At 67.6% G+C, this 19,950-nt stretch carries 24 protein-coding genes; 11 read left to right on the top strand and 13 right to left on the bottom strand.

Going from position 1 to position 19,950, the window contains the following annotated elements; all coding sequences use genetic code 11:
* The first annotated feature begins 62 nt into the window (after positions 1-62).
* The 3 genes from I1E95_RS05395 (at position 63) to I1E95_RS05385 (ending at position 4,537) form a co-directional block, all read left to right on the top strand.
* A complete protein-coding gene (locus I1E95_RS05395) occupies positions 63-1,712 on the top strand; it encodes an iron uptake porin (protein ID WP_197166112.1) in 1,650 nt (549 codons plus the stop codon).
* Positions 1,713-2,064: 352 nt separating this feature from the next.
* Positions 2,065-3,750 (top strand): iron uptake porin, encoded by a 1,686-nt coding sequence (locus tag I1E95_RS05390; protein WP_197166110.1) that lies wholly within the window; start codon positions 2,065-2,067, stop codon positions 3,748-3,750.
* Positions 3,751-3,859: 109 nt separating this feature from the next.
* The gene (locus tag I1E95_RS05385) at positions 3,860-4,537 is read left to right on the top strand and encodes a J domain-containing protein (RefSeq protein WP_197166109.1); all 678 of its coding nucleotides are present in this window, start codon (positions 3,860-3,862) and stop codon (positions 4,535-4,537) included.
* Positions 4,538-4,576: 39 nt separating this feature from the next.
* Here I1E95_RS05385 and ndhO read toward each other — a convergent pair whose 3' ends face one another.
* Entirely contained in the window at positions 4,577-4,825 is a 249-nt protein-coding gene (gene ndhO, locus I1E95_RS05380; RefSeq protein WP_197166107.1) for an NAD(P)H-quinone oxidoreductase subunit O, read from the bottom strand.
* A 93-nt stretch (positions 4,826-4,918) separates the two neighbouring features.
* Here ndhO and I1E95_RS05375 point away from each other — a divergent pair, with 93 nt between their 5' ends.
* Positions 4,919-5,854, top strand: coding sequence for a TIGR01777 family oxidoreductase (locus tag I1E95_RS05375; RefSeq protein ID WP_197166105.1), 936 nt, complete (start codon positions 4,919-4,921; stop codon positions 5,852-5,854).
* Here the strand turns inward: I1E95_RS05375 and I1E95_RS05370 are convergent.
* The 4 genes from I1E95_RS05370 to I1E95_RS05355 are packed head-to-tail and all read right to left on the bottom strand — an operon-like array spanning position 5,790 to position 8,245.
* Entirely contained in the window at positions 5,790-6,095 is a 306-nt protein-coding gene (locus I1E95_RS05370) for a hypothetical protein (RefSeq protein ID WP_197166097.1), read from the bottom strand. The genes I1E95_RS05375 and I1E95_RS05370 overlap by 65 nt on opposite strands.
* The gene (locus I1E95_RS05365; RefSeq protein ID WP_197166095.1) at positions 6,070-7,296 is read right to left on the bottom strand and encodes a lipid-A-disaccharide synthase-related protein; all 1,227 of its coding nucleotides are present in this window, start codon (positions 7,294-7,296) and stop codon (positions 6,070-6,072) included. The genes I1E95_RS05370 and I1E95_RS05365 overlap by 26 nt, the downstream gene beginning before the upstream one ends.
* Positions 7,297-7,313: 17 nt before the next feature.
* Positions 7,314-7,742, bottom strand: coding sequence for a hypothetical protein (locus tag I1E95_RS05360; RefSeq protein WP_197166093.1), 429 nt, complete (start codon positions 7,740-7,742; stop codon positions 7,314-7,316).
* Positions 7,743-7,801: 59 nt separating this feature from the next.
* Positions 7,802-8,245 carry an iron-sulfur cluster assembly accessory protein gene (locus I1E95_RS05355; RefSeq protein ID WP_231594881.1) on the bottom strand — a complete coding sequence of 148 codons (444 nt, stop codon included), beginning with the start codon at positions 8,243-8,245 and terminating at the stop codon, positions 7,802-7,804.
* A gap of 123 nt (positions 8,246-8,368) precedes the next feature.
* Between I1E95_RS05355 and zds the strand changes: the two genes are divergently transcribed.
* The 3 genes from zds to I1E95_RS05340 are packed head-to-tail and all read left to right on the top strand — an operon-like array spanning position 8,369 to position 10,885.
* Complete coding sequence (gene zds / locus I1E95_RS05350) at positions 8,369-9,853, top strand: 9,9'-di-cis-zeta-carotene desaturase (protein WP_197166092.1); 1,485 nt, start codon at positions 8,369-8,371, stop codon at positions 9,851-9,853.
* A 5-nt stretch (positions 9,854-9,858) separates the two neighbouring features.
* Positions 9,859-10,305, top strand: coding sequence for an SRPBCC family protein (locus I1E95_RS05345; RefSeq protein WP_197166090.1), 447 nt, complete (start codon positions 9,859-9,861; stop codon positions 10,303-10,305).
* Positions 10,292-10,885, top strand: coding sequence for a hypothetical protein (locus I1E95_RS05340; RefSeq protein WP_197166088.1), 594 nt, complete (start codon positions 10,292-10,294; stop codon positions 10,883-10,885). Before I1E95_RS05345 ends, I1E95_RS05340 begins: the two co-directional genes overlap by 14 nt.
* A 54-nt stretch (positions 10,886-10,939) precedes the next feature.
* On the opposite strand, the gene I1E95_RS05335 is transcribed toward I1E95_RS05340, so the two are convergent.
* Genes I1E95_RS05335 through I1E95_RS05315 form a run of 5 tightly spaced genes read right to left on the bottom strand, consistent with a single transcriptional unit; the run spans position 10,940 to position 15,276 of the window.
* Positions 10,940-11,746, bottom strand: coding sequence for a uroporphyrinogen-III synthase (locus I1E95_RS05335; RefSeq protein WP_197166087.1), 807 nt, complete (start codon positions 11,744-11,746; stop codon positions 10,940-10,942).
* Entirely contained in the window at positions 11,746-12,954 is a 1,209-nt protein-coding gene (locus I1E95_RS05330; protein ID WP_197166086.1) for a glycosyltransferase family 2 protein, read from the bottom strand. The genes I1E95_RS05335 and I1E95_RS05330 overlap by 1 nt, the downstream gene beginning before the upstream one ends.
* A 50-nt stretch (positions 12,955-13,004) precedes the next feature.
* Positions 13,005-14,657 carry a glycoside hydrolase family 3 N-terminal domain-containing protein gene (locus I1E95_RS05325; protein ID WP_197166085.1) on the bottom strand — a complete coding sequence of 551 codons (1,653 nt, stop codon included), beginning with the start codon at positions 14,655-14,657 and terminating at the stop codon, positions 13,005-13,007.
* On the bottom strand, positions 14,654-15,067 hold the full coding sequence (gene rbfA / locus I1E95_RS05320; RefSeq protein ID WP_197166084.1) for a 30S ribosome-binding factor RbfA: 414 nt from the start codon (positions 15,065-15,067) through the stop codon (positions 14,654-14,656). The genes I1E95_RS05325 and rbfA overlap by 4 nt, the downstream gene beginning before the upstream one ends.
* Before the next feature lie 2 nt (positions 15,068-15,069).
* Positions 15,070-15,276, bottom strand: a complete 207-nt coding sequence (locus I1E95_RS05315; protein ID WP_197166083.1) for a DUF751 family protein — start codon at positions 15,274-15,276, stop codon at positions 15,070-15,072.
* Positions 15,277-15,389: 113 nt separating this feature from the next.
* Here I1E95_RS05315 and I1E95_RS05310 point away from each other — a divergent pair, with 113 nt between their 5' ends.
* Positions 15,390-16,133, top strand: a complete 744-nt coding sequence (locus I1E95_RS05310; RefSeq protein WP_197166082.1) for a glutathione S-transferase family protein — start codon at positions 15,390-15,392, stop codon at positions 16,131-16,133.
* Between the two features lie 9 nt (positions 16,134-16,142).
* Here the strand turns inward: I1E95_RS05310 and I1E95_RS05305 are convergent, their stop codons facing one another.
* Positions 16,143-16,844 carry a DUF6816 family protein gene (locus tag I1E95_RS05305; protein WP_197166081.1) on the bottom strand — a complete coding sequence of 234 codons (702 nt, stop codon included), beginning with the start codon at positions 16,842-16,844 and terminating at the stop codon, positions 16,143-16,145.
* Between I1E95_RS05305 and I1E95_RS05300 the strand changes: the two genes are divergently transcribed.
* Complete coding sequence (locus I1E95_RS05300; RefSeq protein WP_197166079.1) at positions 16,843-17,106, top strand: chlororespiratory reduction protein 7; 264 nt, start codon at positions 16,843-16,845, stop codon at positions 17,104-17,106. The genes I1E95_RS05305 and I1E95_RS05300 overlap by 2 nt on opposite strands.
* Positions 17,107-17,136: 30 nt before the next feature.
* On the opposite strand, the gene I1E95_RS05295 is transcribed toward I1E95_RS05300, so the two are convergent.
* The gene (locus I1E95_RS05295) at positions 17,137-17,799 is read right to left on the bottom strand and encodes a shikimate kinase (protein WP_197166071.1); all 663 of its coding nucleotides are present in this window, start codon (positions 17,797-17,799) and stop codon (positions 17,137-17,139) included.
* Between the two features lie 103 nt (positions 17,800-17,902).
* Between I1E95_RS05295 and I1E95_RS05290 the strand changes: the two genes are divergently transcribed.
* Both I1E95_RS05290 and I1E95_RS05285 read left to right on the top strand, forming a co-directional pair.
* On the top strand, positions 17,903-18,841 hold the full coding sequence (locus tag I1E95_RS05290; protein WP_197167136.1) for a 6-carboxytetrahydropterin synthase: 939 nt from the start codon (positions 17,903-17,905) through the stop codon (positions 18,839-18,841).
* Entirely contained in the window at positions 18,838-19,485 is a 648-nt protein-coding gene (locus I1E95_RS05285; protein ID WP_197166069.1) for a dihydrofolate reductase family protein, read from the top strand. Before I1E95_RS05290 ends, I1E95_RS05285 begins: the two co-directional genes overlap by 4 nt.
* Here the strand turns inward: I1E95_RS05285 and I1E95_RS05280 are convergent.
* Complete coding sequence (locus I1E95_RS05280; protein WP_231594880.1) at positions 19,472-19,927, bottom strand: hypothetical protein; 456 nt, start codon at positions 19,925-19,927, stop codon at positions 19,472-19,474. The two genes, I1E95_RS05285 and I1E95_RS05280, sit on opposite strands and share 14 nt — an antisense overlap.
* Between the last annotated feature and the right edge of the window lie 23 nt (positions 19,928-19,950).

The following is a 19,950-nucleotide window of genomic DNA, read 5'->3' as shown; positions in this document are numbered from 1 at the left end:
AGCTCGGCGGCTGGGGGTGATTCTTCATGCAGGCGCATCGCGCCAACTTGTGTGAGGACCCCATGAAATTCTTCCGGCAATTGCTGCTGGCACCTGTCGCCCTCGGACTGATGGCCCCCGTGGCCGCCACCGCCGGCGAAATGAACCTGGACGGAATCAACCAGTATTCCGCCTCCGAGGATCAGGTCACCAGCATCACTCAGTTCTCCGACGTGCAGCCCACCGAGTGGGCCTATCAGGCGCTCTCGAACCTGATCGAGCGCTACGGCTGCGTCGCCGGCTATCCCGATGGCACCTTCCGGGGCAAGAAGCCGCTGAGCCGCTGGGAAGCCGCCGCTCTGCTGAACGCCTGCCTCGATCGGATCACCGAAGTGACCGACGAGCTGCGCCGTCTGCTCAAGGAGTTCGAGAAGGAACTCGCCATCCTGCGCGGCCGCGTCGACAACCTCGAGGCAAAGGTCGGTGAACTGGAGGCCAATCAGTTCTCCACCACCACCAAGCTGCGTGGTGTGGCCACCTTCACCATCGGCGCCAACTCCTTCGGCGGCGACGCCCGGGCCACGTTTGGTGAGTCCGTTCTCAACGGCGGCAAGGTCGCCCCCGGTCAGAGGTTCTCTGATGCCGCCGCGGCCCAGCAAGGCGCCACGGCCTTCAACTACAACCTCGACCTCTTCCTCGACACCAGCTTCACCGGCAAGGATCTGCTGCGCACCCGTCTGCGTGCCGGCAACTTCGGCTCCAGCCCCTGGGGTGCTGCCAACGGTGACAACCTGGTGGGTCTGAACGCCTTCGAGGTGGCCTTCGAGGGTGCCAGCGGTGCCGATTCCGTCGAAGTCAACCGCCTCTTCTATCAGTTCCCCCTGGGCAAGAGCTTCACCGCCACGATCGGTGGCAAGGTCCGTCAGGACGACATGCTCGCCTTCTGGCCCAGTGTGTACCCCGCTGACACCGTCCTCGACATCTTCACCTACGGCGGCGCTCCCGGTGCCTACCCCCTGACCCTCGGCTCCGGTGGTGGTATCTGGTGGAAGAGCGGCGGCTTCAGCATCAGCGCCAACTACGTGGCCGCCAACGGCAACGTGGGTAACCCCAACTTCGGCGGCATCGGCACCGAGGGTTCCGCTCAGACCGGCACCGCCCAGATCGCCTGGAACAACGAGAACTTCGGTCTCGCTGCGGCTTACACTTATACCAGCCCTCAGGGTGGTCTGGCTGGTCTCTATGGCGGCAATGGCACTCCCCTGGCCAACCTCGGGTATGCGCTCTCCTCCAGCGTGAATTCGGTTGGTGTCAGTGGCTATTGGCAGCCCTCCAACTCCGGTTGGCTCCCTTCGGTCAGCCTTGGTTGGGGTCTTAACTCCCACAGCGCAGATAGCAGCTCCGCTGGTGCTCTGGAAGATGCCATTGACGGTGCCACGACCCAATCCTGGTATGTGGGTCTGCAATGGACCGACGTGTTCATCAAGGGCAATGCTGCCGGCATGGCCGTTGGTCAGGCCACTTTCCTGACCAATTCGGGTGATAACGATCTTCTTGAAGCCAACGACGGCAACTATGCCTGGGAGTGGTGGTACAAGTTCCAGGTCACCGACAACATCTCGGTCACCCCTGCGCTCTTCTACCTCAGCGTGCCCCTGGGTCAGCTCCAGAAGTCCAGCAGCGACACCTTCGACAACTTCGGTGGCCTGGTCAAGACCACCTTCAAGTTCTGATCGTTCCTGATCAGTTGATCAGCTTCGGCTGATCTCTTCTCCGGCCAGATCATCTCCTCACACACCTTGATCTGGCTGGTTTTCTGACTTCATGAATCAGTTCTGGTCCTCTCCAGACTGTTCTCTTCAGGCCGTGGCTCCGCCCACGGCTTTTTTGTGTTCACCTGGACTTCTCCAGGGCCTGGCTGCCTATGTCCAGGGCTTGAAATCCTCTGCAGGAGAACGGCTTTGGCGTTTTGTGTGTGACCGGCGATACCTGGCCATGTGTTCGCAGGCGTGGGCCCTAATCCGTCATTTCGATACAATCTTCCAGTGTCCTTTTGGACCATCCCTCAATTGGTGTGAGGATTGAATGAAATTGTTCCAGCGTCTGCTGCTGGCACCGGTCGCCCTCGGGCTGGTGGCTCCCATGGCCGCTTCGGCCGCGGACTTTGATCTGGACGGCATGAAAAAGTATGCCGGCAAGAAAGATCAGGTGACCAGCATCACCCAGTTTTCTGATGTTCAGCCCACCGAGTGGGCCTATCAGGCACTCTCGAACCTGATCGAGCGCTACGGCTGCGTCGCCGGTTATCCCGACGGCACCTTCCGAGGCAAGCAGCCCCTGAGCCGCTGGGAAGCTGCGGCTCTGCTCAACGCCTGCCTCGATCGGATCACCGAAGTGACCGACGAGCTGCGCCGCCTGCTCAAGGAGTTCGAGAAGGAGCTCGCCATCCTGCGGGGCCGTGTGGATCGCCTCGAGGCCAAGGTGGGCGAACTGGAGGCCACACAGTTCTCCACAACCACGAAACTTAAGGGCCAGGCCACGTTCGTCATTGGCGCCGTCACGGCCAGTGGTGATCGCCCGGGTGCCGGCGTCTTCGGTTCTTCGCCTACCTTCGGCAGTCGTGATGCCGCTGAAAAGTACAACGCTCAGTTCGGCGCCACGACATTCAGTTATGATCTGCGGCTGAATCTGCTTACCAGCTTCACTGGTAAGGATCTGCTCTACACCCGTCTGCGCTCGGGTAACTTCGATAACGCCTTCAATGGTAAGGGGGTTAACCTCACAGCCCTGGATGTAGCCAGCAATGGCATCGGAGGCACAGACTCGATCGGAGTCGATCGTCTCTACTACCGCTTCCCGCTGGGCCGCGATTTCACCTTTATTCTTGGTGCCAAGGCCAGAAATACTGAGTCGGTCGCTGTCACACCGTCGCTTTATGGCAGCGGTGGTGGTGACAAAATCCTTGATGTTTTCCAGCTCTGGGGTGCACCCGGTGTCTACAACAAGGCCACCGGTGCTCTGGGCGGTGTGATCTGGAAGCAGAACGTCAAGAAAGGTCAGGGCCGATTCAGCGCCTCGGCTAACTACGTGGCTCAGCAGGGCAGTTCAGGTCAGGCCTTCGATGGGAACGACAACGTCTGCTCCAGCAGCGAAGGTGGCATCGGTACGGATTGCGCCCGCGGGAATTTCCTGGCCCAGCTCAACTACACCGCTCCCCAGTGGAACGTGTCGCTGGCCTACCGCTATGGCCAGCAGGCCACCAACTTCCGTCGTGGTACCAACTTCGCGGCCAGCAACAGCTGGTTCTTGGTGAGTGGGGAGTCGAACAGCGTGGCGGCCAATGCCTACTGGCAGCCCAAGGAGAGTGGCTGGATTCCCTCGATCAGCCTCGGCTGGGGTCTCAACAGCCTCTCCAGCAATGGCACCAACGCCCTGGGTCTTGATTACGTTCAGCCCTTCGTGAAGGAAAGCCAGAGCTGGTTCGTCGGCCTGCAGTGGACTGATCTCTTCGCCAAGGGCAATGCCGCCGGTATGGCCGTGGGTCAGCCCGTGTTCGCCACCGCGCTCTCCCGCGGCACCGATGACTCGGGCAACACCACCCCTGCCGATGGCAACTACGTCTGGGAGTGGTGGTACAAGTTCCAGGTCACCGACAACATCGCCGTCACCCCGGCGATCTTCTACCTGAGCCGTCCGCTCGGACAGCTCACCGGCGACGACAACAGCTTCAGCAACTTCGGCGGTCTCGTGCAGACCACCTTCAAGTTCTGAGCCAGCTGCTCTAGTCCGTTCGCACCCTCACACACCACCGGCCCCCGTCAGGGGGCTTTTTCATGGCTGGTGCCCTTGCCATGATGGCTCCAGCCGCCATCACCCCCCCTTGAAGGCAGCCCTGGCCAGCAGTGACTTCTATGCCGTCCTGGGCGTGCCAGCCACGGCGGGGGCGGATGAGATCAAGGCCGCGTACCGCGCCCTGGTCAAGAGGCACCATCCCGATGCCGGTGGAGATGACACCGCGATCCTGGCCATCAATGCCGCCTGGGCGGTTCTGGGTGACGGCGACCGCCGCCGCCACTACGACCTCAGCCGGCAGCCCTCAGCCCGAGGCAGGCGACCTGCATCCGGCGCCGCCAGGCCAGCCCCCAGCGGTCACGTCCGTGACGGGGCTCTGCTGGGCTGGTTGCAGCAGGTCTACGGGCCGATCGATCGGTTGCTGGCCCAGGTGATCAACCCCTTCCCCAGCCAGTTGCGCGCTCTGGCCGCCGATCCCTACGACGACAGCCTGATGGAGGCGTTCTGCGCCTACCTGGAGCAGAGCAAAAGCCGTATGGACAAGGTGGAGGCCCTGTACCGCTCGCGTCCCTGTCCAAGCGAGGCCAAGGGCTTCGGTCTCAGCCTTTACCACTGCCTCAGCCAGGTCCAGGATGCCCTGCTGGAGCTTGAGCGTTACACCATGGGCTATGTCGACAGCTACCTGCGCGATGGCCGCGAGATGCTGCGGGAGGCGAAGCAACGGCGCAGCCACCTCAAGGACGAGCGCCGCCGACTCGATCTCTGAGGCCGGACGGACGGGGGCCCGGGATGAATGGATCAGCCGTCAGCAGGCCTCGAGCTGATCGAGCCGCAGCCACACGTCCGGAACCGGCAGGCTCCAGCGCAACTGGGCGTAGTCACCGTTGAGGGCCAGCACTTCGCCGGGTCCTTCGAACAGGTAGTCGGGGGGAGTGGGATCGCTGGCGGCTGCTTCCAGACTGCCCATGTAGGCGCTCCTGCTGACCTTCACCAGGGTGCCTTTCTTGATGGGAGTGGCCTTGGGGGCGATGGCATCCGTTGGGGTCTGGGCCATGGACGGTCGACACTGCTCAGGGACCACGCTAAGTCGGCCCGGGCGGCCTGGGGTGCCCCCTAGCCTCGGCTGTGGTGTGTGCTGCATGGGCCCGTGAGACTGCTGCTGCTGGGATGTACGGGGTTCGTGGGGCGTGAGCTGGTGCCTCTCCTGCTCACTCGGGGGCATCAGCTGGTGGTGGTGAGCCGCCAGAGCCACCCCCTGGCGGGGCTGGAGCATCCGGACCTGCGACGAATCCAGGCGGATCCGGCCCAGGCGGCCTCCTGGCAGGAGCCTGCTCTGATCGCTGCCGTTGCCGAGGCGGAGGGGGTGGTGAATCTGGCCGGGGAGCCGATCGCGGAGAAGCGCTGGAGCGAGGAGCAGCGGCGCAGGCTGATCGACAGCCGCCTCGGAAGTACGACGCGTCTGGTGGAGGCGCTCCAGGCCCATCCCAGGCCCGGCCGTGTGCTGGTGAGCGGTTCCGCCGTGGGCTACTACGGAAGCAGCGAGGAGGCCCGGTTCAGTGAATCCAGCCCGGCGGCCCCTGATCTCCTCGGTCAGCTCTGTCGCGACTGGGAGGCGGCTGCTGATCAGGCTCCTGCCGACTGCCGGGTGGTGAAGCTGCGGATCGGCATCGTGCTCGGCCCCGATGGGGGAGCCCTCGGCAAGATGCTGCCCGTGTTCCGCGCCGGCCTGGGCGGTCCGATCGGCTCCGGCCGCCAGTGGATGAGCTGGATTCAGCGCAGCGACCTCTGCGCGCTGATCGCCACCGCTCTCGAAACACCGGCCTACGAGGGCGTGTACAACGCCGTGGCCCCTGAGGCCGTGCGCATGGACCGGTTTGCGACTGCCCTCGGCCGGGTGCTGAAGCGTCCCAGCCTGTTGCCGGTACCCGCACCGGTGCTGCAGCTGATGCTCGGGGATGGAGCTGCGGTGGTGCTGGAAGGCCAGCAGGTGGTCTCCGAGCGGCTGGAGTCCCAGGGCTTCACGTTCCGCTATCCCGATCTCGACTCAGCCCTTGCCGCTGCCACCAGCCCAGCAGTCCACTGACCAGGGCCGCCGCCATCAGCAGGCCGATCGCCGGTGTGAACAGGGGGTCCCAGAGCCGCTGCAGCAGCTGCAGCGGAGCCTCCACATGCTGGCTGTGCAGGGCCACCGCCAGGGCGAACCAGATCGCCCCCGCGATCACCAGGAAGACATCGATCACCAGCACGGTGTCGATCCAGCGCTTCAGCCGTGGTGCCAGAGCTTCCGTGCCGCCGGCTTCACTGGAGCGGGACTGAGGGTTCATCGAGGGCCTGCAGGATCTGCCCGGCCATCCTGGCGGCCCCGCCGGGACCACCGATGCGCTCCAGGCCGTTGTGCCGGCAACGCTCCCCCAGATCGGTGTGCCGCAGCTGGCGCAGCACCTCGCCCACCAGCTCGGCGGTGCCAGCCAGGCTGCGCTCCGAGCCAGGTTCCCCCTCGGCGCTGAACAGTGAGGGCCCGAGCAGGCGCCGTTGGGCTTCGGCGAAATTGGGGCTGAACTGCGGGCCACCCCCTGCCAGCTGAACCACGGGTTTCCCCAGGCCCACCGCCTGTTCCGTGGCCGTACCGGTCATGGCCAGCAGCAGGTCGGCCTGCTGAACCACAGCCGGGAACTTCCCCCAGTGCAGCCTCAGCTCCAGCTGCCCACGGAGCAGACGTCCCTCCGGCTCCAGGTGCCAGCCCAGGGGGCGGCTGATCCTGGCCACCGTCGCCGCATCGATGGCCCCCACCAGGGCAGCGTCCAGGTGCAGGCCGCTGCTGGTCTGCAGGTCCGCGGGCAGGCGGGTGAGCACCTGCAACATCAACTCGAAGTTGCGCAGGGCCTCGGGCAGGCGGCTGCCAGGCAGTAACCCCAGCCGTGGGATGGGCGATCCGGCCTCCTGTCTGTCGAGGGGAGGTGTGCCCTCCAGGACCCGGTCGAGGAAGGGGTTGCCGAGAAAATCCACAGGCCGCCCGAGCTGGTGGCTGAGGTCCGCGGCCGTGAAGGCGTCGCGGCTGAACACCCGCAGGAAGCGGCCGCTGCGCAGGCAGCTCCCGCAGGGCCAGGGCAGGCGCAGGCGGCCTTCGTAGTGGCTCGAGTAGGCCACCAGGTAGGTGATCACCGGCCGGCGGCTGCACCAGGCTGCGAGAACGGGGATCACATCCCCGACCACCACCACCGCTGCGCAGTGCCGCGCTTCCCTGAAGAACAGCACCAGCTGACTCAGCAGGTAGGTGGCCTGGCCCTGGACCAGTTCAGTCAGGCGACCGCCGAAGCTGGTGTAGCCCAGGCCGCCGGTGCTGAATTCCCGGGTGCGCCCCAGCACAGGCAGTCCTGCCTGGCGGTAGGCACCGCCATGACCGACCAGCGGCAGGGCCACGACCTCCAGTCCCAGCTGCTGCAATTCCTGCCCGATCAGGCTGCCGCTGAGGTCTTCCCCGTGGCCATTGCTGAGCAGGAGCAGGCGCCGGCTGGGATCGCCCATGGGGATGGATCCAGGGATCAACCCTGGAGCCAGGCTTTGACTTTCTCCAGGGACTCCCAGCCCGGGCGCCGGCTGAGCCCATCGGCGATCGATTCGTTCAAGTCCTTGGCCAGCTCCGGTGACACGGCCGTGATGCGCAGCACCAGATCGATGTGCTCACGGACTCCTTTAGCCCCCGACTCGAGCATGGCCAGGCAGAGGTTCACGCGCGACTGGGGATCCTGTGGGTTGAGCTTGACCGCCATCCGCGCCGAGCGCAGTGCCGGTTCGGGCTGGTCCTCGAGCAGCTGCAGCCAGGCCAGACAGGTCCAGGCGGCGGAGAGACGGGGGGCCTGGGCCGTGATCGTCAGGAAGTCGTCGATGACGTCAGCGGCTGCAGCCCCCTGCTGATAGCGGCTGATGGCCTGATCGAAGAGGGATTCGGCGGACTTTGTGGTGGCCGTCATCGGCTGCGGCAGCTCAGGGACACCCAGATTCCCACGTTGGCGGCCCGGCCAGCGGCGGATCAGACGGCGAAGGAGCTGCCGCAGCCGCAGGTCTGGCTGGCATTGGGGTTGGTGAAGTTGAAGCCGCCACCGATCAGGGCGGAGCTGAAATCCAACTGCATGCCGTAAATGTACAGCAGGCTCTTGGGATCGCTCACCACCCGGAAGCTGGGGGCACCGTCGGGCTCATAGACGTACAGCTCATCGTCGGCGCGGATCGCGTCGCTGTCGATGAAATCCATGGTGTAGCTCATGCCGCTGCAGCCACCGGAGCGCACACCCACCCTCAGAAGCTTGTCGTTGCCCTGCTGCTGCATCAGGGCGGCCAGCTGCTTCATGGCTGGTTCGGTGATGCGGATGCCCTTGCCGTCCTTACCGGTGTGGGTGGCCGCCTGTGGGCCGACAACCGCCGGGGTGGCTGCCTCCTGGACCGCGGAGGGGGCATCGGTGCTGGGACTGCTCATGGGCGACGCCTGCGACAGGGGGAACGGGATGTTGAGACACTCTATGGAGGCCTTCCGAACTCTGGTGTTCCACCGCCGCCAGAGACGGCTCCATAGAGTTGCCGCACTTCAGGGAGACACAGGGTGCGCGTCGCCATCGTGGGAGCTGGTCTGGCCGGTCTGGCAGCCGCGGTAGATCTCTGTGATGACGGCCACCAGGTTGACCTCTATGAATCCCGTCCGTTCGTGGGTGGCAAGGTCGGCAGCTGGGTCGATGACGGCGGAAACCACATCGAGATGGGCCTGCACGTTTTCTTCTTCAACTACGCCAATCTGTTTGCGCTGATGCGCAAGGTTGGAGCCTTCGGCAACCTCCTGCCCAAGCAGCACACCCATCTGTTCGTGAACAGGGGCGGGGACCTGCGCGAACTGGACTTCCGCTTCCCGATCGGCGCCCCCTTCAACGGACTAAAAGCCTTCTTCACCACCCCGCAGCTCGACTGGATCGACAAGCTGCGCAATGCCCTGGCCCTGGGCACCAGCCCGATCGTGCGTGGTCTGGTGGACTACGAGGGCGCGATGGCCGTGATCCGCTCCCTCGACCGCATCAGTTTTCGCGACTGGTTCCTCAGCCACGGCGGCAGTTCCCGCAGCGTGGAGAGGATGTGGGATCCGATCGCCTATGCCCTGGGCTTCATCGATTGCGAGGCCATCTCGGCTCGCTGCATGCTCACGATCTTCATGATGTTCGCCTCCAAGACCGAGGCCTCCAAGCTCAATCTGCTCAAGGGCTCGCCGCACCGCTGGCTGCACCAGCCCATCCTCGACTACATCGAAGCCCGCGGGGGGAGGCTTCACCTGCGCCACAGGGTCAGTGAGGTCTGCTTCGAGGAGGGCGCTGGACCGGAGGCAGCGCCACTGGTCACGGGCCTGAGGCTGGGGACCCCTGATGGCGAGATCTGCGTCGAGGCCGACGCCTATCTGGCGGCCTGTGACGTGCCCGGAATCCAGCGGCTGCTGCCGCCCTCCTGGCGTCGTTATGCCCAGTTCGAGAACATCTACCGCCTCGAAGCGGTGCCGGTGGCCACGGTGCAGTTGCGGTACGACGGCTGGGTGACCGAGCTGGGGGAGGGCGAGGCTCACGCCGCCGCCCGCCGCGATCTCACCACGGCGAGTGGACTGGACAACCTCCTGTACACCGCTGATGCCGATTTCAGCTGTTTCGCCGATCTGGCTCTGGCCAGCCCGGCCGACTATCGGCGCGAGGGGGAGGGGTCCCTCCTGCAGTGCGTGCTCACCCCAGGCGATCCCTGGATTCCACGCCGGAACGACGAGATCGCCGCCCTGGTGGACGCCCAGGTGCGTGAGCTGTTCCCCTCGGCCCGCGGACTCAACCTGATCTGGAGCAACGTGGTCAAACTGGCTCAGTCGTTGTATCGCGAGGCCCCCGGCATGGAACCCTTCCGTCCGGAGCAGCGCACGCCGGTGGGCAATTTCTTCCTGGCCGGCAGCTACACGCGCCAGGACTACATCGATTCGATGGAGGGGGCCACCATGAGCGGTCGACTGGCGGCTGCCGCCATCCTGGATCAGCCTGTGCGGCTGGCCTCTGTCGCCGCCGTGGCCTGATCAGCATGGGACGTTGGCTCGAGCACAGTGTGACCACGGAGATCAAGGCTCCGGTGGAGAAGGTCTGGGAGGTCTGGAGCGATCTGGAGGCGATGCCGCGCTGGATGCGCTGGATCGAATCGGTGGTCACCCTCGACGATCCCGACCTCACCGACTGGACCCTGGCGGCCCAGGGATTCCGCTTCCACTGGAAGGCCCGCATCTCCCACCGGATCGAAGCCCAGCAGCTGCACTGGGAATCGGTCGGGGGCCTGCCCACCAAGGGAGCCGTGCGCTTCTATCCCCAGTCCGATCAGCTGACGGTTGTCAGGCTGACCGTGAGCTATGAGCTGCCGGGAGTCCTTGCACCTCTGATGGAACCAAGCATCCTTGGAGGCATCGTCACACGCGAACTCCAGGCCAACCTGGATCGCTTCCGGGACCTTGTGGAGCATGAGCATGGCCAGCCCTGAGCAGCATCACCCCGGTCTGTCCAGGGCTCGAGGTGGATTGGGCCATGCCCTGCTGCCGCTGCTGCTCGCCGGCCTTGGTGGCTGCGGAGGCACACCCCCGGCCGACACAGGCGCCGTCCCCCCTTCGGGCCCTGCTCCATCAGGAGGAGCCCCAGCCCCGGCAAGCCCACCCGCTCCGGCGTCGACCGGTGTCGCCCAGGCAGGCTTCACCCCGCTCCCCACGGTCCAGCAGGTGGAGGCGGCGATGCCCCCGGGCCGGATCGACCCCTTTGCGCCGCTGGCGGTCACCAGGGTCAGCCGGGACGCCGGCGGGCCCAGGCCCACCGCTGTGCCACCTCCGCTGTCCCTGCCCGAGGGCTTCCGCTTCCAGGGGGTGATCAGCAGCGGCAGCCGCCCCATGGCTCTCGTCCAGTTCGGCAGTCAGAGCGGCTCTCTGGCCGTGGGCGATGTCGGTGGCCGCACCACCGACCTTCTGCCAGAGGCCTGGGGTGTGGCCTCGATCGATGTGCTGCGTGGCCGTCTGACCCTCGTGAGTCGTCAGAGCAAAGCCAGGGGCCAGGTGGTGATCGCCGAGCTCTGAAGGGGCTCTTCCGGGTTGGTGTGAGGCCACGGGCGGAGCAGGGTCCGGGGGGATTCAGGCTCCCGGCTCCCCCCCCAGGGCACGGCCGCAGGCCGCCACCAGCCCCTCCAGGTCATGGGGGTCGGCTTCGGCATCCACCCGTCCCAGCAGCTCCAGGCAGGTGGCGCTGGTCTGGGGACCGATCGACACCAGAGCGACGGACTCCAGCCGTTCGCGCCAGGTCTCTCCCAGGTCCTGGGCCAGCAGCTGCACGGTGTGGCGCACCGTCTTGCCGCTGGTGAAGGTGATGGCCTCCACCTTCCCGTCGCGCAGGGCGGCGGCTGTGGCCAGGGGCAGATGGGGCGGACAGCGGGACTCGTAGGCGGCCGCTTCCACCACTCGCGTGCCGGCCTCGGCGAAGGCTTCCGCGAGCAGCGTGCGCCCGCCGCTCTGGACCCTGGGCAGCAGCAGGCGTTGTCCCCAGCCCGAGACCGGGAAATGCTCGATCAGGCTGTCGGCCACGAAATCGGGCGGTACGAAATCGGCGGGGGCACCCAGTTGCTCCAGGCGGGCGGCGGTCTTGCGGCCGACCGCCGCGATCTTGAGGCCGCGGGGGCGATCGCCGAGGTTCCTCCCGACCCGCTGCAACCTCTGCTCCACCGCCTCCACCCCGTTGACGCTGGAGAACACCAGCCAGTGGAAGGCGTCCAGTTCCGCAAGGGCGTCATCGAGGGGGCCCCATTCATCGGGAGGACCGATCACCAGCGCAGGAAGGTCCAGCACCCTGGCGCCGGCGCGCTCGAACAGCGCCCGGGCCTCGCTCAGCTGCCGCTCGGCCCGCGTCACCACAACCACCCGACCTGAGAGCACGGCCACCTCCATCAGTCGTCCAGTCTCACCATGGCCCCCGCCTGCCGGTGCAGGGTCTCGGCGTCGCTGGTGCGGCCCTGCTGCCGCAACAGGGAGATGGCCTGGCGAAAACTGGCGCGGGCAGCGCTGATGTCGCCCGCCAGCAGCTGAGCCACAGCTCGGTTCTGGTGGGTTTCGGCGTGCTCGGGAGCCAGGCTCACGGCGATGTCATAGGCCTCCAGGGAGCCGCGGAGGTCGCCGAGACGGCGCCGGATCAGGCCGAGGTTGTACCAGCCCAGGGCCAGTTCGGGGGCTCCGCGTGTGACGGCTTCCGCCAGCTGGGCGGCTTCGGCCGTGGCGCCGTCCTGGAGCTGCAGAGCCGCCAGGTTCAGCCGTGCCGTCACCTGGAGCCGTGGATCGAGCGGCACGGCCAGCGCCTCCCGGTAGAGGGCCGCGGCCCTGGAGGGATGGCGGCTGGCCTCGGCCATCGCCAGGTGCAGCAGCAATTCGAACCGCTCCGGGTGGGCGCCGGAGGGGCAGCCGGCCAGCCCGGCCTTGAGCAGGGCGATGCCGCGCTTCACGTGCCCCTCGCTGATCTCGAGGCCGCCGAGTTTGGCGCTGGCGTAGGCATTGCCGGGGTGGTCCCGCAACTCCTGCTCCATGGCCCGCCGCAGCTGCCGCGCTTTGCGCCCATCGGCGAGCAGTTCCGGCCGGTAGCCCTCATGGCGGATCGCCGGGTGGGGGTAGTCCACCACCCGCCAGCGGGGCTCCCTGGCCATCAGTTCGGTGACGCTGTCATCGACCATCGCGTGATACGGGCGGCTCCAGCGGATCTGAGGGTGACGCCGGAACAGACGGCTGACACTGGAGTAGGGCGATTGGAGCGCGCCCACTTCCTGGCGCAGCAGGTTGATCAACAGCGTGTCGGGATCGGCCATCAACGCCCGCAGGGGCTCCTTGGCGTCCTCCAGCAGCTGTTCGTCGGCATCCAGCACCAGCACCCAGGTGCCCCGGACCCTCTCCAGAGCCTGGTTGCGGGCGGGGGCGAAATCCCCGGGCCAGGGGATGCGCTCCACCCGGGCGCCATGCTGTTCGGCCACGGCCACCGTGCCGTCGCTGGAGCCGGTGTCCACCACCACCAGTTCATCGGCGAAGCCCGCCACCGACTCCAGGCAGCGGCCGAGCCGCTGGGCCTCGTTGCGCACGATCATCGACAGGCTGAGCACGGCGGCGGCCCGCATCCGGGCGTGAGGTTAGGGGCGTGAGGTCAGGTCTCCGGCTCTGAGCCGGTTCAGTCGGTGAAGCCTCCTTCGGCGGCGTCACCGACGGCCAGGCCGAGCCGGGTGAGCAGGGCGGCCTGGGCCAGAGGCATCTGGGCGGGGCTGTAGCCCGCGGGAATCCCGCTGGGGAGCAGGGGCTCCAGGGCTTCCCACAGATACGGACTGCCCAGCACGGTCAGGCCCGCCAACCGGTGGACCCCAAGCAGCTGGCGGATCACCTCGGGCCAGGGTTCATCACCTCCGGCGCTGCCTCGGAAGGGATTGCCGCGCACGAACAACTGCAGGAACACCGGCCCATCCGGCAGGCGCTCGAGAGCGAGGGGGGCGTCGGCGTTCCCGCTCCAGGGGCTGGGGCCACGGGGATCCAGCAGGCAGGTCCGGTAGCCGGCTGTGGCAGGCCGCAGCAGGGCCGGTGCCATCGCCGGCAGGAAGGGACAGGCCAGGCTGTTGTCCAGGCGGATCAGGTTGACCCCCGGCCCGGCCGGCAGGGCCTGGGGGCTCCGCGTGTCCAGACTCATCTCCACCAGCTCCCGCGCCAGCGCCTGATCCTGCGCTGTTTCCAGCTCGCCCAGCTCCTCAGGCCCTGTCAGGGACGTTGCCGGAGCCCTGGAGTCTGCGGCGGCCAGAGCCTCCTCGCGTCGCCGCAGGCTCCTGTGCAGCAGCTCCAGCGGCAGGCGCCCCGAGCTGAAGGCCTCCACGAGGCCATCGATGGCGGCATCGGCATCAGCGGGCATCAGGATCAGATCCGAGCCGGCTTGGAAGGCGAGCACGGCGGCCTCCGCCGCCCCCCAGCGGGAGGCGATCGCCTCCATCACCAGGGCGTCGGTGATCACCAGTCCGGTGAATCCCAGCTCCTGCCGCAGCAGCCCTGTGAGCACAGGGTGGGAGAGGGTGGCCGGCCGCAGCGGATCCAGGGCGTCCAGCTGCAGGTGGGCGGTCATCACCGCCGCGCAGCCGCTGGCGATGGCGGCCCGGAAAGGGGGAAACTCGATCGCTTCCAGCCGCTCCCTTCCATGGGGCAGCCGGGGCAGCTCCAGGTGGGAGTCGTCGGAGGTGTCGCCATGGCCGGGGAAGTGCTTGGCGCAGCAGAGCACTCCTTCGGCCTGGGCCCCCTCCAGGAAGGCGGCTGCCAGGGCTGCTGCCGTGCCGGCCGTCTCTCCCCAGGCGCGCACGTTGATCACCGGATTCCGGGGGTTGTTGTTGACATCGCAGACCGGAGCGAGCACACCGTTGAGCCCCAGCTGCCGCGCCTGGCGGCCCGTGCAGTGGCCGTAGCGCCGGGCCAGGGAGAGGGCCCTCTCCGGATCGCTGCTGTGCAGGCGCCCCACGGCCAGGGGAGGCACCAGCCAGCTGGCCCCCTCGAAGCGCTGCCCCACCCCCTCCTCCACGTCGGCACAGATCAGAAGGGGCTGCCTCGACCAGCTCTGCAGCTGCCGGCTGCGCAGGCGCAATTCAGCGGCACTGCCCCCCAGCAGGATCACGCCGCCCACCCCCTCGGACAGCAGCCGCCTGAGCGAGGCGTTCTCCAGTTCCCAGCGTGGGTAGCGCCGCTGGCCGTCGCCCAGGTGGCCGCTGCCGCGGATCACCAGCAGCCGCGCCACTTGCCGGCGCAGCTCAGCGGCCGGCGGCAACGGCTCCTGGGCCTGCCCCCGAACCATCGTCATGTCCCGCTGTCGCCGCCGTCATCGCCCGCTTCCGCACCGAGCGGCTCTCGCTGTTGGCGCTCTTCCCCCAGTTGGCTGAGCAGACCCAGCACCGTGCTGCCCTTCTCCAGGCCGCGATCGAGCAGGAACTGCACGTCGGGGGTTCGACGCAGATTCAGCCGCCGTGCCAGCTCCCCCTTCACGAACGGAGCCGCCGATTTGAGGCCGGCCAGGGCCGTCTGGCGATTCTCATCACTGCCGTAGATGCTCACGAAAATCCTGCAGTGCTGCAGATCGCCGGCCACCTCCACCTGGGTCACGCTGACCATGCCGAGCGAGACCCTTTCGTCCTTGATGCCATTCACCAGGAGCTCGCTGATCTCCCGGCGGATCAGGGAGGCCATGCGCTCCACCCGTCGGCCCTGTGCCATCCCTATGCCAGTGGTGCTGGAGTCACCATGGCACGCAGCACCAGGCTCAGGCTGATCATTCCGCTCACCAGGGCCCCCACCAGGGCCACTGCGGTGACCGGGTTGCTGCGCCGTTGCGCCAGAGGTTCGAGCACGGAGTTGAACACGCCGAGGCTGAACGCCACCAGGTAGCGCGGGTAGCGCGTCACGTTGAGGAAGAAGTCCTTCATGGCGCAGGTGGGGCAGTGGGTGGCAAGGCGCGGAACCGAGAGGCCGTGGCGGGGTGTCGCCCACGCCGGGAGAACATGAGGGCTACTCTGCCGCCCAGAGGACCGTGCCGACGATGCTCGAGCTTCACCAGTTCCGCCATTCCTCCTTCTGCGAGAAGGTGAGGTTGATCCTGGCCGCCAAAGGGCTGGAATACAGCATCATCGAGGTCACCCCCGGGCTGGGGCAGCTGGAGCTGTTCCGTCTCTCGGGTCAGAGGCAGGTGCCTGTGCTGGTGGACGGCGGAGAGGTGATCGCCGACTCCAGCGCCATTGCCCAGCACCTCGAGAGCCGGGTGCCGACCCCTCCCCTGATTCCCGAGGATCCGGCCGACCGCGCCCGGGTGCTCCTCTTTGAAGACTGGGCCGACACGGCCCTGGCTGCCGGCGTGCGTCAGGCGCTGCTGCAGGCGGCCGGCTCCGATGCCGTCATGCGTGGGGCCCTGCTGCCGGAGGCCACCCCCGCGCTTCTGCGCTCGCTGGTGGGGGCCCTGCCCACCGACCTGCTCACCCCCCTCGGCGACACCATCGGCCAGACGGAGCGGCGCCAGCTGCAGGCGAACCTCGAGCAGCTGGCGGTGCTGCTGGCTCCGGGCCGCTTTCTGGTGGGTGATCGGCTCTCTCTGGCCGATCTCGCGGTGGCGGCCCAGTTGTCGCTGCTGCTCTTCCCGGCCAGCGCCGGTGCTCCTCTGGCCGGCCGTGGCGTGCCCGGCCTGGCCGACCATCCCCTGCTCACCAGCCTCTTCGCCTGGAGGGATGGCCTCTACCTCTCTCTGGGTCGAGGCGCCGTCAGCGAGCCGGCTTCGCCGCCCTCCCCCTGATCCGGGCCTTCATGGGCTGCGGCTGAGCAGCAGCCAGAGGTGATGGCCTCCGCTTGCCTGGGCCACCAGCCCCTGCTCCGGCGATGGGTAGGTGGCCTGCCACTGCTCCCCCCGGATCAGCTCGTGGCCCGGAGTGCCGGCGACGAATGAGTAGCGGCTCAGGGTCTCCACACGGCTGATCCGCGCTCCTCCTGGGCCGTGCAGCACCTGCAGGGTCAGCTCATCGGCGAGGAACTCCTGCTTGTTCTCCCGGGCCATGGCCGCCGGCTCCGGCTGGCTGCGGCGCCCGATCACCGTGGATTCCAGTTCCAGATCGCCGCGCAGCAAGGCCAGCTGGCGGTTGGGGTTGGCCGGATCATTGGCCACCGAGAGCAGCTGACCCCCCAGCAGCGCGTCGCCCACCTGGGTGGCGTTGAAGGCACGATCGCCCACCACCGCTCCCCGGTCATCCCGCAGGAATCGCACGGGGTAGGCCGGGATCGGCTCACCACTGCCCTCCTCCAGGCTGTGCACCCACCAGGCTCCGCTGAACCAGTCCGGATAGCGCAGGTCGCTGCGACCGGGGCGGCTGAGGGGGGCCGGCAGGCTCCAATCGGGCCAGGCCGCCAGACGCCTCTCGAGCGGACCTGTGGCTCCGCTGGCCGCCAGGGCCTGCCCCGGCCAGAGGGTGATCAGGGCGGCCAGGATGAAGGCGACCCGAGAGCTGAGCATGTCCGATCCCCTGCTGCGGGAACTCGATCATTACGTGGTGCTGGAGCCCTCCCGGGGGGAACGCATCCTCACGGCTGACGAAACCCTCAGCTGGCTGACCAGCCAGCTCGCCGGACTGGAGGAGCCCCCCGCCGACCTGCTCGGACTCTCCAGCGACCGTGAGCGGGCCGAGCGGCTGCTGGAAACAGCCTGTGAACTGGAGCTGGAGCCCGGCATGGCCATTCAGTGGTACGCCGTGCGCCTGGAGCCCCCGGCACGGTGAAGGACGAACGACGTCGTCGAATGAGCTGAATCAGCACTGCTCGGCTGATGCGTTCAGGCTGGTCATCGTGGTGCCGTTGTCGTCGACCAGCTGAGCGGCAGCCTGCGGTGGTGCCACCCGCTGGCGCAGCACCGTGGGGATCGCCTCCAGCACCTGCTCGGCGACGGCTGCTGCCGGTCGTCCGTCCTGGGGTACCCTGAGGTCGGCCTGGCTGTAGAGGGGCCGGCGTTCGCTCAGCAGCTGGGACAGCCGCCCCTCGGGATCAGCGGTGGCCAGCAGGGGCCTGCGGCCTGGATCGGCCCGCAGGCGCTCCAGCAGCAGCTGCTCATGGGCGTCCAGCCACACCACCAGACCCTGTCGCATCTGGCCCCAGTTGCAGGGGCGGCACACCACCCCCCCGCCGGTGGCCACCACCAGGGAATGCCAGCAGGCGATCCGGTTGAGCACGGCCGACTCCAGCTCACGGAAGGCCGTCTCCCCTCCGCGCTCGAACAGCTCAGGAATCGAGCAGCCGGCATGCTGCTCCAGAACGCTGTCGGCATCGATGAAGCGATAGCCGAGGGCTTCGGCCAGCGGCCGGCCGACACTGCTCTTGCCGGCTCCCATCATCCCCACCAGATAGATGTTCAGGCCCTCCAGGCGCCCTGGCAGCCCAGAACTCACGCTGGCGGGGGAGGGCGGTTCAGAGGCCATGGGGGCTGGGCGGCGAGGCGGTGGATCCGGCGTTGCCTGAGGAGGAATCCCTAGGATGCCTCAGCAGGACGCCGCCGAGTCGATGGCCACCGGGACCATGGCGATGCCCGCCACCCCCAGCGCAGGAGTTTCCGCCGGTGGGTTCCGCCACGGCCACGGCCGTGGCTGCGTGATCACCCGCCGGGCCCTGTTCAGCGCCAGTCACCTCTACCGGTTGCCGGAGCTGAGCGATGAGGAGAACGTCAGCCGCTTCGGCCGCTGCAGCCTCGCCCCGGGCCACGGCCACAACTACGAGCTGATCGTGGCGATGGCCGGGCCCCTCGATGGCGACGGCATGGTGCTCAATCTCTCCGATGTGAAGCACGCCATCCGCCGGGAGGTCACCGATCCCCTCGACTTCCGGTTCCTCAACGACTGCTGGCCTGAGTTCGATCTCAGCCGGCCCGAGGGGCGCCTGCCCACCACCGAGGCCCTGCTCCAGGCGATCTGGACGCGTCTGGCCCCGCATCTGCCGCTCGCCGGTCTGCGCCTCTACGAGCAACCCACCCTCTGGGCCGATGTCATCGGCAACCCCATGGAAGCCTTCCTCTCGATCCGCACCCACTTCTCCGCCGCCCACCGCCTCGCCCGCGAGGAGCTTTCCCAGAGCGAGAACGAAGCGATCTACGGCAAGTGCGCCCGCCCCCATGGCCATGGCCACAACTACCTGCTCGATGTCACCGTGCGCGGTGCGATCGATCCCCGCACCGGCATGGTCTGCGATCTCGGCGAGCTGCAGAGCCTGGTGAACGACCTGGTGGTGGAGCCCTTCGATCACACCTTCCTCAACAAGGACGTGGCCCATTTCGCCACCTGCGTGCCCACCGCCGAGAACATCGCCCTGCACATCGCTGATCTGCTCAGCGCACCGATTGCCGCCACCGGTGCCGCTCTGCACAAGGTGCGTCTGCAGGAAAGTCCCAACAACGCCGCCGAAGTGTTCGCCGAAACCCCCCTCCTCGAGACCCGCCCCGCTGTGCTGGAGGCCCTCGCCGGCGCTTGAGCCTTCCCCAGCTGCGGCTGGTGCTGGCCATCAGCCTCGATGGCCGTCTCGCGCCTGCCCAGGGGGGTGCCGCCCAGCTCGGAGCTGACGGCGACCGCGGGGTGCTGGAGGAGGCTCTGGCCTGGGCCGATGGCTGCCTGGTCGGAGCGGCCACGATCCGGTTGCATCGCAGCACCTGTCTGATCCATCGCCCTGAGCTGCTGGCGCAACGCCGCCTCGAGGGCCGCTCCCCCCAGCCCATCGCCCTGGTGGTGAGCCGAGGCCGGGGGCTGGAGCCGTACCTGCCATTCTTCGCCCAGCCCGTGGAGCGCTGGCTGCTCTCACCGGGGATGGGCCAGCCGGCCTTCGATGCCCATCTGTCCCTGGGCGACTGGCGGACGTGCCTGGCAGAGCTGGGCGTGCGAGGACTGCGCCGTCTGGTGCTGCTCGGTGGGACTGAGCTGGCCACGGCCCTGCTGGCGGAAGGTCTTGTGCAGGAGCTGCAGCTGAGCCTCTGTCCGGTGCTGTTGGGGGGCCGGCATGGCTGGGTGAGCCCCCTGGCGCCCGACCTCTCCGGCCAGAGCTGGCAGTTGATGGAGCACAGGCCCCTAGGGGGCGGGGAGATGCTGTTGCGCTATCGCCGCGGCACACCTACCGAGGCGTGACGGGCAGCTTGAAGCGGCGTTGAAGGTCTTCGAGCGACACCTCCCTGAGGCTGTCGGCAGGCAGCCCCAGCAGCTTGGCGACGCAGCGTTTCACCACCACTTCGCTGTCGTCGCCAAGACGGCCCCGGGCCAGTTCGCTGATCACCCCGAAGCTGCGCCCGCTGCTCTCGGCCTCGGCGATCAGGCAGGCACTGGCTGGTGCCGCCAGGCGGCGGCAGGGTTCCCTCAGGCTGCGCTCCAGGCTGGCCTGTCCGCCGGCGGCAGCGCTGACGCACACGTCGCTGAGCTTTCTCTCCAGCTGAGGTCGCATCAGGCGCAGCACAGGCCCCAGAAGACTGGCGGAGGCGGGCGGTGGGCTGCCGCTCAGTCCGGAGGCCAACGCCCCGGACAACGTCAGGAGTGCCGCCACCTGGGGCGACAACCGGTGCAGTCGTTGCGCCATGCCGTTAGTTTTGCTCCTCGCCG

Source organism: Synechococcus sp. CBW1107 (genome assembly GCF_015841355.1).
Lineage (GTDB): Bacteria > Cyanobacteriota > Cyanobacteriia > PCC-6307 > Cyanobiaceae > Regnicoccus_A.
This window is presented reverse-complemented; position numbering and strand designations above follow the sequence as displayed.